Genomic DNA, 14,537 nt, shown 5'->3' with positions numbered 1-14,537 from the left:
CCGCGGTCTCGCGCTCGCCTGCCTGGCCGCCCTCCTCGTGACCGCCCCCGGCCGTCCGCTTCGCGGACCCGCTGTGGGGCGCCCTGCCCGGCGTGGGCAGCGGCGCCGCCATGTACTTCCTCAACCGGGGCCTGAGCCGCGGGGCGAGGAGCGTGGCGGTGCCGGTGAGCGCCGTCACAGGCGTCGCGCTCTCCGTCCTGTGCGGGGTGCTCGTCCTCGGGGACCGGCCCGGTGCCCTCGCCGGGCGTGCCCGGCGGCTCATCCCCACGTCGCCGAGTAGTGCCGTCGGTAGGCCTTGCGGTCCTGTTCCGCGCGGATCCACCGGGTGGCCACCAGGGCGATCAGACTGCCCGCGACGACGAGCATGCCCGGGCCGACGTTGCGGCGGTCGGTGAGCCGGGACAGCAGGGTCGAGGCGTCGACGCCCGTCACGGGAGCCGTGGCCCCCGGTGCCGCGGCGCCCGGCGCGGTCGCACCGCCACCGGTGGCCGCCGGCGCGGAGGGCGCGGTTCCCGCCCCCTCCCGCGCGGAGACGATCAGCTCCACGCCGAGCGACTCCATCGCCTCCGACAGTGGCTGGAAGAACGTCGTGCCCCCCTTGGCGCAGTCGCCGCTGCCGCCCGACGTCACGCCGAGCGCGAGGCCTTCGGAGAACATCGGCCCCCCGCTGTCCCCGGGTTCGGCGCACACGTCGGTCTCGATGAGGCCGGTGACCGTGCCCTCCGGGTAGTTCACCGTCGCGTCGAGGGCGGTCACCCGGCCGTCGCGCAGTCCGCTGGTACTGCCGCTGCGGAACACCCGCTGCCCGACGGCCGGTTCACCCGTACCCGTGATCCGCACCCCCTTGCCCTCGCCGACCGCCACCACGTCGGCGCCCTCGCCCGCCTTGCCGTTCGCGTACTCCACCAGGGAGAAGTCGTCCCCGGGGAAACTCCCGGCGACCGTCCTGCCGACCTGCCGGTCACCCCCGTCGTCGCCGAACCAGACGGACCCCGTCGGCCCGCAGTGACCGGCGGTCAGGATGAAGTCGCTGCGTCCGTCGGTCACGTTGAAGCCCGCCGAGCAGCGCCCCGTCGTGGACAGGATCGGTTCCGCGCCGTTCAGCCGAGTCGTGAAGGTGCCCGCGGTGCGCTCCATGCGGACGAAGCCGCCGATGCCCTCGGCGACGCCCGTCAGCCGGGACCAGTCGGATTCGGTGACCGTGCTGTCACCCCGGACCACGACCTCGTTCGACCGGTAGTCGAGGGCCCATGCGGTACCGGCCACCCGGGGCGCCGAACGCAGCGTCGACGCCGCCGACTTCAGCTCGGACATGCTGTGCCGTACGAGCTTCGCCTCGGCTCCGGCCCGGCGCACCTCCCCGGCCGTGCTCTCGTCGGTGACCGCGACGACCGGCCGCCCGTCGGAGCCGACCCAGTGGCCCGCCGTACGGGAGGTGCCCAGCCGTGACACGAGGCCGGCGCCGGTGCCGGTGCCGGACGCGGGCCGCGCCGAGGTGTGCGGCGCGGCGGACGTGTCGGGGGGTTCGCTCGCCACGGCCCGGGTCACCATCGTGCCCCCGACCAGGAGTCCGCCGACGGCCGCCAGCCGTGCCACTCGCCGGACGATGCGTCGTCGTCGTGCGTGCCTCATGCGTGCGCTCCCGAACCCGGACACACGGCGTCGCCGCCGCGGGGGCCTCCGGACGTCGAGTGCCCTCCTCCCATACGGGAACGGGCCCGCCCGTGTTCACCGGGCCCGCGGTCCCGTCCCCGGCGGGTCCCGGCTGCGCCTGGTCCACCGGACGCGGCGCAGTGGTCCCGCGGTCGCCGTGGCCGCCGACCGCGTCGTCGACACCACCGGGGAGATCACCACCGGCGGCGAGAGCAACGCCGACGTGGCCCGCCTGACCATCGGACGTCTTCCTCCGCCGCGGACGGGTGGCCCTCAGCTCAGGCATCCCCTTCGGCACCGGCGGGGCCGGGCACGTACGGCTCAACCTGGCGACCTCACCCGGGGTGTTCAGGGAGGCGGTGCGAAGGACGGCGGCGGCGCCGGCCTGAGGCGAGGGGCGCGACACGGCCCGGCACCTATACTTCCGGACCATGGACGACGCGTCACTCGCCCAACTGGGCGCCGGCAAGTACCTGCTGGTCACCACCTACCGGAAGAACGGTACGCCGGTCGCCACCCCGGTGTGGGTCGTACGGGACGAGGACACTCTCGGCGTCTGGACGGCCGCCGACTCCTGGAAGGTCAAGCGCGTGCGCAACCGCGCCGACGTCCTGGTCGGCCCCTGCGACGTGCGCGGCAGGCCGAGCGGCGCTCAGGTCCCGGCGACGGCGGAAATCTGCGACCCGGCCACGACCGGCCGCTACCGCCGGCTGATCGCCCGCAAGTACGGCGTCGTCGGCCGGCTCACCCTGTTCGGCAGCCGGCTGCGCCGGGGCCTGGACGGGACCGTGGGGATCCGCATCACGCCCGTGTCCTGAACGGCCGTCGGGCTGACCGGCGCTCAGGTCCAGGCCCGGTACGGCTCGTCGACCAGTTGGAAGACCGGCTCGCCCCGCACCGGGTCCTTGGCCGTGGACAGCCGCACCCGGTCCCCGCTGTGGATGCCGATGAGCGGGCCCATGACCCGGCCGCGCAGCACGAAGCCCTCGGCCATCTCGATCAGGGACACGTTGCGCGCGGCGGGGGTGTTGCGGTGCACCACCGTGGCGTGACGCACCGTCCCCGCGCCCTCGCTGCGTTCGGTCCGCAGGTCACTGCCGCGACAGACCGGGCACAGCACCCGGTGGTACATGGCGGTGCCGCACCAGGTGCAGCGCTGGAAGAAGATGGCCTCGGCCTCCGGGGCCTTGGGGTCGAGCACGCCCGTCGCGGAACCGACTGCCTGCCGAGCGACGTTTCCTGAGTGGTGGTACACGCTGGTCAACTCCCTGCACTCGGGCCGGAATCCCACGTGCGCGGTCGCCCGGGCACGCGCATGCGCGGCTCGTCGTGCCACCGTGCACGCACCACAGCGTATGGCACTGAGTGTCACGCGTAAAGGCACTCCGTACCCTCGATTTCGCACCCTCGTTTTCGCACCCGTGACTCCGCGGCCGCCGGCCGTCAGTCGCGGGCGAACGCGGTCTCGACCTCCCGCACCACCTGCCACAGGGGTGTCCCGCGCCGGGAGACCACGACCACCACGTCCTCGGGCGCCTCGTCGCGGAGCGGAACCGGAACACCGCCGAACGCGGACTGCGCGTACCCCAGCGCGTGGTCCACCGCGGCGCCCGCGTCGTCCCGCCCGTCCGAACGCAGCCAGGACCGCAGGGCGTTGTTGTGCGCCGCGACCACCGCGGCCGCGATCACGTCGGCGTGCAGGATCCCGTCCGGCCGCCCGCCCAGGCGCCCGCGCAGGTACTCGGCGAGGGCGCGCTCGTAGCGCCACACCACCGACAGCTCGTACGCGCGCAGCCCGGGGACCTTCTTGGTGAGGTGGTAACGCTGCACCGAGAAGGCCGGGTTCTCGGCGTACATGCGCAGTACGAGCCGGGCCGCGTCGCAGACCCGGGTCACCGGGTCGGCGTCCTCGGGGGAGGCGGTCAGGAAGGCCGTCATGTCGGCCAGGCACCGCTCGTGGTCGGGGAAGACCACGTCCTCCTTGGAGGGGAAGTAGCGGAAGAACGACCGCCGTCCGACTCCGGCGAGCGCGACGATGTCGTCGACGGTCGTCTGTTCGTAGCCCCGTTCGAGGAACAGCCGGAAGGCCGCCGCGACCAGTGCCTCCCGCATCGGCGGCCGGGTGCCCGCCGCGTCCGTCCGGTCCTCGCGGCGGGGCGCCGCACTGCTGGAGCTCATGAAGGGGAACGTAGCAGCTCACCGGCGGCCGTGACACTCAGTGCAGGGTAGGCGGGGAACCGAGTACCCCGCTGTTCCGCTGCCCGGTCGCATACGATCGCTTCCGGTCAGCCCGAGGAGTGCCGCATGCCGTTCACCCGCCCCCGCGTTCTGTACGTCACCGACCTCGCCTACGAGGCGCGCGGGCGGCGCTACTGCGACGAGGACATCTTCCTGACCTCCCGGCTGCGCGAGGACTTCGACCTGGCCCTGTGCCACCCGCGCGACGCCGCCGCGCTGCTGGACGCGTTCGACGCGGTCGTCGTCCGCAACAGCGGTCCCGTACTGGGGTACCGGGCGGCCTACGACGCCTTCCGCGAGCGCGCGGCCGAGCGCGGTACGCGCGTCTACAACCAGCTCACCGGCCGGGCGGACATGGCCGGCAAGCAGTACCTCCTCGACCTGACCGAGGCGGGGTACCCGGTCATCCCCACCGTCGGCCGGGCGGAGGACCTGCACCGGCTGCCGGCGGCGGACCAGTACGTCGTCAAGCCCAAGCTCGGCGCGGACTCGACGGGCCTGCGGTTCGTGCCCGCGGACCGCGTACGGGCGACGGTGCGCGCCGACGCCGGGGACGTCCTCGTCCAGCCGCGCGTCGACTTCGCCCACGAGATCTCCTTCTACTTCGTCGACCACGACTTCCAGTACGCCCTGTACGCACCGCACCCCGAGCGGCGCTGGCGGCTGGAGCCGTACGACGCGACCCCGGAGGACCTCGACTTCGCGCGGCGGTTCGTCGAGTGGAACGGCGTCGACCACGGCATCCAGCGCGTCGACGCCTGCCGCGCGCCCGGCGGTGAGCTGCTCCTGGTCGAGCTGGAGGACCTCAACCCCTACCTGTCGCTGGACGCCCTCGACGAGGCGGGCCGCGACTCCTTCGTCACCGCGCTGCGGGCGGCCCTGCGGCGCCTCCTGGAGGCCTGACCCGAGGGGGAACGGCACCTAGCATGACCGTCATGGACGTGTTTCTCGGCCGGCTCGACCCGGACATGTGCGTGGTGACGGCCGCGGCGGACGGGGAGCGGGCGGGCTGTCTGGTCGGCTTCTCCTCGCAGTGCTCCATCGATCCCGTGCGTTTCGTCGTATGGCTCTCCGAGGTCAACCGGACCTTCCGGGTGGCGCGGTCCGCCGACGTGCTGGCCGTCCATCTGCTCGCCCGCGACCAGCGCGGGACGGCCGAGGTCTTCGGGGGGCGGACCGGCGACCTGGTGGACAAGTTCCACGAGGTCCGCTGGCGTGCGGGGTACGGCGGGGCGGTGGTGCTGGAGGACGCCGAGGCGTGGTTCGTCGGCCGGGTGGTGGAGCGGGCCGCCGGGGGCGACCACGTCGGTTTCGTCCTCGAACCGGTCGAGTGGGGCGGGCGGGAGACGTCGGGCGGACGGCTGCTGCGGCTCGCCGACGCCCGCACCATCCGGCCCGGCCACCCGGTGGACTGACCGGGAGCTCGCGGTGATCGGGCCGGCGCGTCCGGCACCCGTACGGTCCCGTGCGGGTCAGCGACCGGCAGCTCCCCGCTCGACCAGCGCCTCGGTGACCGCACGCACGCTGCGCGCGATGTGCTGCAACTGCAGGACCTCCGCCGCGTACAGCTTGACGGTGTGTTCGATGACCGACTCGGCCAGACCGAGCCGGGGCAGGTCCGCCCGGGCCGTCTGCAGGGCGGTGCGGGCCACCCGGATCTCGTGTTGGACCTGGATCTGCGCATGGCGGGCGAGCAGCACCGGGTGGCGGATCAGCGTCGGGTATCCGGCGTAGCGGGCCGGCACCAGCTCGCGCAGCCACTTGACGGCCGAGCGTTCCCAGTCGTAGCTGCCGGGTGTCTTGACCTGGCACGGCCAGTCGGGGCTGATGCGCGTCGTCGTCAGGTGCATGATCATCGCTTCCGGGTGTGCGGCGTCGGCGGGGTGGGGCGACGGTTGGGGCGGTCCCGGTCCAGGGGACGACCGGGACCGCCGCGGGCGCTCGCGCAGGCGATGCCCGACGGAACACCCGCGGCGCGCCGGAGCGGGTAGGAGTCGGCGGCCAGGGTGTTCACGCAGGTGCGGACGCGCTCCGGGGCGGCCGGGTCGCGATCCGTGAGCAGTATTTATATATGCCATCCGCTTTGCAAGACGTATGAAAACATTCATGTCTGCTTTGACGGGGATGGCACCCCTCTGCGCCGACCAATTCGCCGCGCCCGCCCCGGGAAAGCGGGAACGGTTCAGTCCCGGAGAAAGAACTGGTGCTGGTCGGCGACCTGCTCGTACTCCTCCAGCCGGGCCTGCGTCCGCTCGGGATCGGCGTCGGTCATGGCCTGGAGCAGCGCCGCGCACATCACGCCCGGCGCCGCGTAGGAGTCGAAGACCAGCCGCGACCCCGTGCCGGTGGCGAAGGTGACGTCCGCCTCGTCGACGAGGGGCCCGAGCGCCAGGTCGGTGATCAGCGCCACCTTCAGTCCGGCACCGCGCGCCACCCGGACGGCGCCCAGGGTCTCGTGGGCGTGCCGGGGCATGGAGAAGGCCAGCACCCAGGTGCCGCCCGCCTCCCGGGACTGGAGCAGCGCGTCGTAGGCGACGGTGCCGCCCCGGGTCACCAGGCGTACGTCGGGATGGACGCGGCGGGCGGCGTAGGCGAAGTACTCGGCGAGCGAGACGGAGATGCGCAGCCCGAGCACGGTCAGCGGCGCGGAGGCGGCCAGCTTGCGCCCCACGTCGATCACCCGGTCCGCGTCGGCGAAGTCGCGCCGCAGGTTCTCCAGGTTCTCGATCTCGGCGTCGACGGCCGCCTGGAGTTCGTTGCCCCGGTTCTCCTCGGCCGGGGCCCCGCCGCCACGGGTGCCCAGCGCGATCGACTGGAGCTGCTCCCGCAGCGCCGGGTAACCGCTGAAGCCGACCGCCGAGGCGAACCGCGTCACCGACGGCTGGCTCACACCCGCCCGGTCGGCGAGGTCGGTGATCGACAGGAACGCCGCCTCGGTGAGGTGCTCGATGAGGTACTGCGCGATGCGCCGCTGGCCCGGGGAGAGACGGGGACGGTCGAACAGCGTCCTGAGCCGGGACGTGGGCGAGGCCTCCGTCTCCGGCACCGCCCGTCCCGAGGTGATCGCCGATGCCTGCGCGCGTGCCTGCTGTGGCGATGACACGGGTGCGCCTCCTTTGTCTCCCACGGAGGTCAACATAGCTCACCCCCCGTGTCCGGCAGGACGGTGTCACGGGCCGTCCCGGGGCCGTTCCGGGGCCGTTGCAGGGACGCCCCCGGGCCGCTTCGGGCCGGAGACCGCCCTGCACGGAACCGGCGTCCGCGGCCCGCGTGGATAGCACGGCGCGGTCCGGGAACCCGCCGCCACGGAAGTAGCCACAGCACGGACGAGGAGCCGCCGTCATGACCGTCCCGGAAGAGAACCGGCCGAAGACCGACACCACCGACGACGTTCTCGACCAGCGCGAAGAGGACGCGTCCCGTCCGCCGGGCGGTACCGGCCGGACCATGCGCGAGGCCCTGGAGGAGGCGCACGTGCGCCCCGACGACTACGACGAGGAATGACCGTCCGGTAACCGGCCGTGCACCTCGCCAGGCCGGACGACGTGCCGGGCGGACGCTCCCGTGCGGCGGGCGGCGCGGTGCCGCCCGCGGGCGTCGACGGCTTCCCGCACGCGGGATGCCGGCCGGACGTGGCCGGGGCCCGCGCGTGCCGCCGCGTCCGGCCGGCGGTCGGCTGATGGCCGGGCGACCGGCGTCGTCGACCGGGCCGCACCGACGGCCTGGTGAGCGGTGCCCGTGACGCTGGGCCGGAGACCGCCCGAACGGAGCCGCCGACAGCCACGGGCGAGCGGCGCGACCACCGACGCCGCTATCAGTGGTATCCCGCCCTCGGCGGTGTCCCCTCGGCGGTGTCCCCTCGGCGGCGTCCCCGGCAGCGCGCCGCGAGCCGCTCCGGCCCGAGGCGGGCCGGGGGCGGTGACGCCCCACTCCTGCGGGGAGGCCGGCCCGTCCGACGGACCAGGGCATGGGACGGCCGCGGATCAGGACCGGACCGTGCGGGCTCGGGACGCGGGACCGCGACGATCGCGACCGGCACCGGTGAGCCGGGCGACACGGGGCGCCGTGCGCGAGGAAGGCCGCAGGCGGGGGAGCCCGAACCCCTGCGGGTCAGCGCACCCGGTCGTCCGCGCCCGGCATCGCCCCCGCCGGTACCACGAGGTCGGCGCGGTCCCGGGTCGCGGCGACCAGGTCGGCGTTGCGCTGGTCGGTGCCGAGAGTCCAGGCGACCGCGTCCTCACGGGACTTGCCGAACCGCTCGTGCCGCGCCACCAGCCGGCGGACCCGCTCGGTCTCCGCCGCCTCGCAGAACCACACCTCGTCGAGCCGGGAGCGCACCCGTGCCCACGCCCCGGTCTCCAGCAGCAGGTAGTTGCCCTCCGTCACGACCAGCCGCGCCGACGGCGGCACCGGCACCGCCCCGGCGACCGGCTGCTCCAGCACCCGCTCGAAGCCGGGCGCGTACACGGTCTCGCCGTCCGACTCCGCGCCGTCCGCCTCCTCGCGCAGCCGGCGCAGCAGCGCCGCGTACCCGGCCGCGTCGAAGGTGTCCGGCGCGCCCTTGCGGTCCCGGCGGCCGAGCCGGTCCAGTTCGGCGTCGGCGAGGTGGAAGCCGTCCATGGGGACGTACGCGACCCACGGCTCACCGTTCCCGTTCAGCTCCCGCACCAGATGCCCGGCGAGCGTCGACTTTCCGGCGCCGGGGCTTCCGGTGATGCCGAGGAGCGCTCGCCGCCCGCCCTTCGGGAGGGAGCGGGCACGGATGAGGAGGTCGTCGAAAGTCAGCGGCACACCGCAGAGTGTGTCACCTGATCGGACCCGCCCCCGCGGGGAACTGTGTCGGGTATGACGACGCAGCTAGGACTTCCCGAGGGCATCCGGGCCTGCCTCTTCGACCTCGACGGGGTCGTCACCAGGACGGCGGTGGTGCACGCGGCCGCCTGGAAGGAGACGTTCGACGCCCTTCTGCGCGAGCGGGACGGCGCGGACTTCCGCCCCTTCTCCGACTCCGACTACGACGAGTACGTCGACGGCCGCCCCCGCGCCGACGGCGTGCGCTCCTTCCTCGCCTCCCGCGGCATCGAACTCCCCGAGGGTGATCCCGACGACCCGCCGGACGCGCGCACCGTCAACGGCGTCGGCAACCGCAAGAACGCATCGCTCCTCGAGAGGATCCGCACCGACGGTGTCGAGCCGTACGAGGGCACCCTGCGCTACATCGACGCGGTCCGTGCCGCCGGCCTCGCCACCGCGATCGTCTCCTCCAGCGCCAACACCCGCGACGTGCTGCGCTCCATCGACGCCGAGCGCCTGTTCGACGTAAGGATCGACGGCGTGGTGGCCAGGGCGCGGAAGCTGCCGGGCAAGCCACGCCCCGACACCTTCCTCGCCGCCGCCCGCGACCTCGGCGTCGAGCCGTCCCATGCCGCCGTGTTCGAGGACGCGCTGGCCGGCATGGACGCCGGCCGCTCCGGACACTTCGGCTACGTCGTCGGCGTCGACCGCGTCGGCCGGACCGACGCCCTCTACGCCCACGGCGCCGACCGCGTCGTCAAGGACCTCACCGAACTGGGAGGCCGGGCGTGATCACCAACCGGACGTACGCCGTCGAGCCCTGGTCGGTGCGCGAGACCGCCCTCAACCTCGACCTCCTCGCCCAGAGCGAGTCCGTCTTCGCCCTGTCCAACGGGCACATCGGCTGGCGCGGCAACCTCGACGAGGGCGAACCGCACGGCCTGCCCGGCAGCTACCTCAACGGCGTCCACGAACTCCACCCGCTGCCGTATGCCGAGGCCGGCTACGGCTACCCCGAGTCCGGCCAGACCGTCATCAACGTCACCAACGGCAAGCTGCTGCGGCTGCTCGTCGACGACGAGCCCTTCGACCTGCGCTACGGGCGGCTCGTCAAGCACGAACGCACCCTGGACCTGCGGCGCGGAGTGCTGGAGCGGACCTGCGAGTGGACCTCCCCGGCCGGTACGACCATCCGGGTGCGCTCCACCCGGCTGGTCTCCCTCACCCAGCGGGCCATCGCCGCCGTGGAGTACGAGGTCGAGCCCGTCGACAGCCGGACCCGGGTGGTCATCCAGTCGGAGCTCGTCACCAACGAGAGCCTGCCCGAGCCCGACGGCGACCCCCGCACGGCCAAGGCGCTGCAGTCCCCGCTGGAGCCCGAGGAGGACATGGCCGACGGGTCCCGGCTGCGCCTGGTCCACCGGACGCGGCGCAGTGGTCTCAGGGTCGCCGTGGCCGCCGACCACGTCGTCGACACCACCGGGGAGATCACCACCAGCAGCGAGAGCAACGCCGACGTGGCCCGCCTGACCATCACCTCCGTACTGGCGCCGGGACAGCGGCTGCGCGTGCAGAAGACGGTCGCCCACGGCTGGTCGGGCGCCCGCTCCCGGCCCGCGATGAGCGACCAGGTCGAGGCGGCGCTCGCCGCCGCCGCGCACAGCGGCTGGGACGGTCTGGTGGCGGAGCAGTGCGCCTACCTCGAAGACTTCTGGGCGCGGGCGGATGTCGAGGTGCACGGCGACGAGGAGATCCAGCAGGCCGTGCGCTTCGCCCTGTTCCACGTCCTGCAGGCCGGGGCGCGCGCCGAACAGCGGGCGATTCCGGCCAAGGGACTGACCGGCTCCGGTTACGACGGACACGCGTTCTGGGACACCGAGATGTTCGTGCTGCCCGTGCTGACCTACACCGAGCCCAAGGCCGTCGCCGAGGCGCTGCGCTGGCGCCGGGACACCCTGCCCGCGGCCCGGGACCGCGCCACCCAGTTGGGGCTGCGCGGCGCCGCGTTCCCGTGGCGGACCATCGACGGCTCGGAGGGCTCCGCGTACTGGCCGGCCGGCACGGCCGCCTTCCACGTGGCCGCCGACATCGCGCACGCCGCGGTGCGGTACACGGCGGCGACCGGCGACACCGACTTCGAACGCGACACCGCCCTGGAACTCCTGGTGGAGACGGCCCGGCTGTGGCGCTCGCTGGGTCACCACGACCACCACGGCGTCTTCCACATCGACGGCGTCACCGGCCCGGACGAGTACAGCGCCATCGCCTACGACAACACGTACACCAACCTCATGGCACGTTCGAACCTGCTCGCCGCGGCCGAGGCGTGCGAGCGCCACCCGGACGAGGCGGCCCGGCTGGGCGTGGACGACGAGGAGAGCGCCGCCTGGCGGGACGCCGCCGAGTCCGTGCACATCCCCTACAACGAGGAGATCGGCGTCCACGAGCAGCACGCGGGCTTCACCCGCCACCAGCGCTGGGACTTCGCCGACACCGGCGCCGACCAGTACCCGCTCATGCTGCACTTCCCCTACTTCGACCTCTACCGCAAGCAGGTGATCAAGCAGTCCGACCTGGTGCTGGCCATGTACACCTGCGGCAGTTGGTTCGACGCCCACTGCGACGAGGACCAGATCGCCCGCAACTTCGCCTACTACGAGCCACTGACCGTGCGGGACTCCTCCCTGTCCGCGTGCTGCCAGGCCGTCGTCGCCGCGCAGACCGGACATCTGCGGCTGGCCTACGACTACGCGGCCGAGGCCGCGCTGATGGACCTGGCGGACCTGGAGCACAACACCCGCGACGGACTCCACATCGCCTCACTGGCCGGTACGTGGATGGCGCTGGTCGCCGGCTTCGGCGGCACCCGCCGGGACGGCGACGGCCTCCGCTTCACACCGCGCCTGCCCGAGAAGTTCAGCCGCCTCGCCTTCCGGCTCCAGTTCCGCGGCCGGTGCCTGCGGGTGGAGATCGGCGCCGACAAGGCGACGTACACACTGCTGAGCGGCGCTCCCCTGACGATCCACCACCACGGGAGCGCGCTGACCGTGAACGGGGACGGCCCCGTCACCCGGGCCGTCCCGGCGCCCAAGCGGCGTCCCACCCCCGAACAGCCCCCGCACCGCCGCCCCAACGCCCGCTGACCGGCGGAACACGGGGGAGCGGAGGCGCGGGAGGGAACGAGCCAGCGCGACTGGCCGAGTTCCCCCCTGCGCTTCCGTGGCGCTCGGGTTAGTTTGACCTTGATTTCCGGGTTTTCCGGGCTCCCGCCACTGGCGTTGGAGGTGAGGACGAGCGGCCCCGCGACGAGCGGGGGTGAGGGGTGCACGATGGCCGACGGTGCTGGAGCCGCGCTCGCCGGCAGACGGCGGGACCCGGCGGCGACGACGTCCGGTATCCCACGGCGTCTGCGCGGTGACGTCCTGATCGCGGCGGTGGCCGCCGTCTTCACTCTGTTGCAACTGGCCTTCGTCCACCCCGGGATGGGCCTCGGCTGGGACGAGACGGTGTACGTCAGCCAGGTCACCGCCCACCACCCGGCCGCCTTCTTCAGCGCACCGCGCTCCCGCGGCGTGTCCCTGCTGGTCGCGCCCGTCGCGTCCTGGTCGTCGTCCACCGAACTGCTGCGCGTCTACCTCGCCGTACTGTCCGGCCTCGGCCTGTACCTCGCCCTGCGGGCCTGGAAGGGACTGTTCCCGGCCCGCGTCCTGGCCACGGCCGGCGCGTTCTTCGCCACCCTGTGGGTGACCCTCTTCTACGGTCCGCAGGCCATGCCCAACTACTGGGTCGCGATCGGCGCCCTGGTCTGCGTGGGCGCCTTCCTGCGCTGCCGGCAGGGACTGTCCGGCCGGGCCGCGCTGTGGGAGGTGGTGGCCGGAGCCGCGCTCATGGCGTGGATGCGGCCCACGGACGCCGTCTGGGTGACCCTGCCCCTGCTCGTCCTCGTCCTCGTACGCCGCCACTGGCTGCTGCTGCTCGCCCTCGCGGGCGGTCTCGCGGCCGGGGGAGTGGAGTGGGTGATCGAGGCGTACGGCTGGTACGGGGGCTTCGGGGAGCGGCTGTCTAGGGCCTCCGAGATCCAGGGCGGCCTCGGCTGGAACATCGCCGTCGACGACCAGATGCGCAGCCTGGGCGGCCGGGGCCTGTGCCGTCCGTGCACCGGCTCGATGCCGCACCCGGTGGTCACCCTGTGGTGGGTCGTCCTGCCGGCCGTCGCGGTCCTCGGGGTCGTCGTCGCGGTCCGGGCCCGGCGGGCCGCCCGCACGGTGATCCCGTTCGCCTGCGCGGTGACGGCCGCGCTGCCGTACCTGTTCATGATCGGCTACGCGGCACCCCGCTTCCTGCAGCCCGCCTACGCCCTGCTCGCCGTCCCGGTCGCCGGCGCGCTGTGGCACCTGGTCGGCACCGCGCGCGGCCGGTGGCGGCCGGTGGTCGCGCCGCTCGTCGCGCTCGCGCTGGCCGGCCACCTGGCGGTGCAGTTCGCCGTCCTGGTGGGCACCGTGGACCGCAACGTCGCGAGCCGTGAGGACTGGGCCCGCGTCGCCGGCGAACTGCACCGGCTCGGCGTCCGCCCGCCCTGTCTGATCACCGGCCACGAGTCCATCCCGATCGGCTACTACACGGGCTGTTCCTCCGGCGCCACCAGCGGCAACAACGAGAACACCACCGCCGCCGAGATCGTGGACACCGCCCGCCGCATCCCGGTGGCCGCCGTCACCGGTCCGGGCGGCACCCCGCCCGGCTACGCCCGCGACTGGGCCCCGCACCGCATCGCCGACCTCAGCATCCGCGTCGCGCCCCGGGAGTGAGGATCCCGGCCGGAACGGGTTAGAGAGCGCGTATCGGGAAACGCGAACCGCACACCCAGACCACCGAGCCGACGCAGCGCGAGAGGGAGGCGGCGATGGGCACGGACCCGATGGCCGACGACGTCTACCAGCCCACCGGAACCAACGAGGAGCAGGAGGACGCCGCGCCCCTCGACCTCCAGGACGCCGTCGACGAGCGGACCTACGACGACACGCTCGACGAGGGCTACTCCCCGCCGGAGAAACCCCTCGGCGTGACCAAGCACGGCACCACGGCCGCCGAGCAGCACGACGGCGAGACCCTCGACGAACGGCTCTCCCAGGAGACGCCCGACGTGTCCGCCCCGGACGGGGACGGCGTGGGCGACGAGCCCGGCGGCGAGGGCGAGCCGGTCGACCCCGAGGCGGGCACCGCCCGCTCCGGCCGCCTGGTCGCTCCCGACGAGGGCGCGCACGCCGACACGACGAAGGAGACCGTCGCGCAGGACGTCGGCGTCGACGGCGGAGCCGCGGGCGCCGAGGAGGCCGCCATGCACGTCGTGGAGGACGAGACGGAGCTGCCGGACAGGGAGGACGGCCGGTAGGCCCGGCCGCGCCGCCGACCCCTTCGAGCGCCCACCCGTCGCAGGGCCCGGACCGGTGCCGCCCGCGCCGGTCCGGGCCCTGTGACGCCCTGTGGTGCGCAGTGACGCCCTGTGGCGCCCTGTGATGCCGGGCGGCCGCCCGGGGTCAGGGCAGCAACTTGTCGAGGGCGGCGGGCCCCTCCTCGTCCAGCTTGCGCCTGGCCCATTCGAGGTTCTTCGGGGTGACGTCCCGGCCGGCCGCGAGGACGAGGTCCTCCGGGGACACGTCCGTGCCGTTGCGGGTGTGGAGCAGGTCGTCCGGGGTGACGCGGTCGTCCCCCGCGCGGGCTTCGGACGGTCGGGAGGCGTCAGGCTGTGACGTCGACATGATCAGTGCTCCTCGGATCGCTGCTTCGGTGCCGTGCTGTTGTCGGTCCCGAATATCCCGATAACACCATTCAATGCGGAAGCGGCCCCCGCA

General features: G+C 73.6%; 15 protein-coding genes and 1 pseudogene. 9 read left to right on the top strand and 7 right to left on the bottom strand.

Annotation, left to right across the window (positions count from 1 at the left end; all coding sequences use genetic code 11):
• Nucleotides 1-258: 258 nt before the first annotated feature.
• Complete coding sequence (locus B1H29_RS03075; RefSeq protein WP_055421240.1) at nucleotides 259-1,632, bottom strand: S1 family peptidase; 1,374 nt, start codon at nucleotides 1,630-1,632, stop codon at nucleotides 259-261.
• 257 nt (nucleotides 1,633-1,889) lie between these two features.
• On the opposite strand from B1H29_RS03075, the pseudogene B1H29_RS39065 reads away from it, so the two are divergent.
• Nucleotides 1,890-2,042: pseudogene (locus tag B1H29_RS39065) on the top strand (pyridoxal phosphate-dependent aminotransferase); the annotation flags it as partial.
• A 42-nt stretch (nucleotides 2,043-2,084) separates the two neighbouring features.
• Nucleotides 2,085-2,471, top strand: coding sequence for a PPOX class F420-dependent oxidoreductase (locus B1H29_RS03070; protein WP_055421241.1), 387 nt, complete (start codon nucleotides 2,085-2,087; stop codon nucleotides 2,469-2,471).
• 23 nt (nucleotides 2,472-2,494) lie between these two features.
• On the opposite strand, the gene B1H29_RS03065 is transcribed toward B1H29_RS03070, so the two are convergent.
• A complete protein-coding gene (locus B1H29_RS03065; protein ID WP_055421242.1) occupies nucleotides 2,495-2,908 on the bottom strand; it encodes a Zn-ribbon domain-containing OB-fold protein in 414 nt (137 codons plus the stop codon).
• A 188-nt stretch (nucleotides 2,909-3,096) separates the two neighbouring features.
• Entirely contained in the window at nucleotides 3,097-3,831 is a 735-nt protein-coding gene (locus tag B1H29_RS03060; protein WP_079159987.1) for a TetR family transcriptional regulator, read from the bottom strand.
• Between the two features lie 126 nt (nucleotides 3,832-3,957).
• Here B1H29_RS03060 and B1H29_RS03055 point away from each other — a divergent pair, with 126 nt between their 5' ends.
• Both B1H29_RS03055 and B1H29_RS03050 read left to right on the top strand, forming a co-directional pair.
• Nucleotides 3,958-4,794: a hypothetical protein gene (locus B1H29_RS03055; RefSeq protein WP_055421243.1), complete on the top strand. Its 837-nt coding sequence runs from the start codon at nucleotides 3,958-3,960 to the stop codon at nucleotides 4,792-4,794.
• A gap of 23 nt (nucleotides 4,795-4,817) precedes the next feature.
• Nucleotides 4,818-5,306, top strand: coding sequence for a flavin reductase family protein (locus B1H29_RS03050; RefSeq protein WP_055421244.1), 489 nt, complete (start codon nucleotides 4,818-4,820; stop codon nucleotides 5,304-5,306).
• A 57-nt stretch (nucleotides 5,307-5,363) separates the two neighbouring features.
• Here B1H29_RS03050 and B1H29_RS03045 read toward each other — a convergent pair whose 3' ends face one another.
• Both B1H29_RS03045 and B1H29_RS03040 read right to left on the bottom strand, forming a co-directional pair.
• Nucleotides 5,364-5,747: a hypothetical protein gene (locus B1H29_RS03045; RefSeq protein WP_199832436.1), complete on the bottom strand. Its 384-nt coding sequence runs from the start codon at nucleotides 5,745-5,747 to the stop codon at nucleotides 5,364-5,366.
• Between the two features lie 326 nt (nucleotides 5,748-6,073).
• Nucleotides 6,074-6,994 carry a MurR/RpiR family transcriptional regulator gene (locus B1H29_RS03040; RefSeq protein WP_055421245.1) on the bottom strand — a complete coding sequence of 307 codons (921 nt, stop codon included), beginning with the start codon at nucleotides 6,992-6,994 and terminating at the stop codon, nucleotides 6,074-6,076.
• Between the two features lie 239 nt (nucleotides 6,995-7,233).
• Between B1H29_RS03040 and B1H29_RS38370 the strand changes: the two genes are divergently transcribed.
• The gene (locus B1H29_RS38370; protein WP_167392508.1) at nucleotides 7,234-7,395 is read left to right on the top strand and encodes a hypothetical protein; all 162 of its coding nucleotides are present in this window, start codon (nucleotides 7,234-7,236) and stop codon (nucleotides 7,393-7,395) included.
• Between the two features lie 606 nt (nucleotides 7,396-8,001).
• On the opposite strand, the gene B1H29_RS03035 is transcribed toward B1H29_RS38370, so the two are convergent.
• On the bottom strand, nucleotides 8,002-8,682 hold the full coding sequence (locus tag B1H29_RS03035; RefSeq protein ID WP_055421246.1) for a nucleoside/nucleotide kinase family protein: 681 nt from the start codon (nucleotides 8,680-8,682) through the stop codon (nucleotides 8,002-8,004).
• 54 nt (nucleotides 8,683-8,736) lie between these two features.
• Here B1H29_RS03035 and B1H29_RS03030 point away from each other — a divergent pair, with 54 nt between their 5' ends.
• The 4 genes from B1H29_RS03030 (at nucleotide 8,737) to B1H29_RS03015 (ending at nucleotide 14,077) form a co-directional block, all read left to right on the top strand.
• Nucleotides 8,737-9,477, top strand: coding sequence for a beta-phosphoglucomutase family hydrolase (locus B1H29_RS03030; RefSeq protein ID WP_055421247.1), 741 nt, complete (start codon nucleotides 8,737-8,739; stop codon nucleotides 9,475-9,477).
• A complete protein-coding gene (locus B1H29_RS03025; RefSeq protein WP_055421248.1) occupies nucleotides 9,474-11,828 on the top strand; it encodes a glycoside hydrolase family 65 protein in 2,355 nt (784 codons plus the stop codon). Before B1H29_RS03030 ends, B1H29_RS03025 begins: the two co-directional genes overlap by 4 nt.
• A 186-nt stretch (nucleotides 11,829-12,014) precedes the next feature.
• Nucleotides 12,015-13,493 carry a hypothetical protein gene (locus B1H29_RS03020; RefSeq protein ID WP_055421249.1) on the top strand — a complete coding sequence of 493 codons (1,479 nt, stop codon included), beginning with the start codon at nucleotides 12,015-12,017 and terminating at the stop codon, nucleotides 13,491-13,493.
• Between the two features lie 95 nt (nucleotides 13,494-13,588).
• Nucleotides 13,589-14,077, top strand: coding sequence for a DUF5709 domain-containing protein (locus B1H29_RS03015; RefSeq protein ID WP_055421250.1), 489 nt, complete (start codon nucleotides 13,589-13,591; stop codon nucleotides 14,075-14,077).
• 145 nt (nucleotides 14,078-14,222) lie between these two features.
• Here the strand turns inward: B1H29_RS03015 and B1H29_RS03010 are convergent, their stop codons facing one another.
• Nucleotides 14,223-14,444 carry a hypothetical protein gene (locus tag B1H29_RS03010; protein WP_055421251.1) on the bottom strand — a complete coding sequence of 74 codons (222 nt, stop codon included), beginning with the start codon at nucleotides 14,442-14,444 and terminating at the stop codon, nucleotides 14,223-14,225.
• Between the last annotated feature and the right edge of the window lie 93 nt (nucleotides 14,445-14,537).

This window comes from Streptomyces pactum, from assembly GCF_002005225.1.
In the GTDB taxonomy this organism is placed as follows: Bacteria; Actinomycetota; Actinomycetes; order Streptomycetales; family Streptomycetaceae; genus Streptomyces; species Streptomyces pactum_A.
This window is presented reverse-complemented; position numbering and strand designations above follow the sequence as displayed.

Bases quoted from the DNA above. Each gene is read 5' to 3' on its own strand.
- B1H29_RS03030 (WP_055421247.1), top strand. From the start codon at position 8,737: ATGACGACGCAGCTAGGACTTCCCGAGGGCATCCGGGCCTGCCTCTTC.
- B1H29_RS03060 (WP_079159987.1), bottom strand. From the start codon at position 3,831: ATGAGCTCCAGCAGTGCGGCGCCCCGCCGCGAGGACCGGACGGACGCG.
- B1H29_RS03070 (WP_055421241.1), top strand. From the start codon at position 2,085: ATGGACGACGCGTCACTCGCCCAACTGGGCGCCGGCAAGTACCTGCTG.
- B1H29_RS03055 (WP_055421243.1), top strand. From the start codon at position 3,958: ATGCCGTTCACCCGCCCCCGCGTTCTGTACGTCACCGACCTCGCCTAC.
- B1H29_RS03075 (WP_055421240.1), bottom strand. From the start codon at position 1,632: ATGAGGCACGCACGACGACGACGCATCGTCCGGCGAGTGGCACGGCTG.
- B1H29_RS03015 (WP_055421250.1), top strand. From the start codon at position 13,589: ATGGGCACGGACCCGATGGCCGACGACGTCTACCAGCCCACCGGAACC.
- B1H29_RS03020 (WP_055421249.1), top strand. From the start codon at position 12,015: ATGGCCGACGGTGCTGGAGCCGCGCTCGCCGGCAGACGGCGGGACCCG.
- B1H29_RS03050 (WP_055421244.1), top strand. From the start codon at position 4,818: ATGACCGTCATGGACGTGTTTCTCGGCCGGCTCGACCCGGACATGTGC.
- B1H29_RS03010 (WP_055421251.1), bottom strand. From the start codon at position 14,444: ATGTCGACGTCACAGCCTGACGCCTCCCGACCGTCCGAAGCCCGCGCG.
- B1H29_RS03045 (WP_199832436.1), bottom strand. From the start codon at position 5,747: ATGATCATGCACCTGACGACGACGCGCATCAGCCCCGACTGGCCGTGC.
- B1H29_RS38370 (WP_167392508.1), top strand. From the start codon at position 7,234: ATGACCGTCCCGGAAGAGAACCGGCCGAAGACCGACACCACCGACGAC.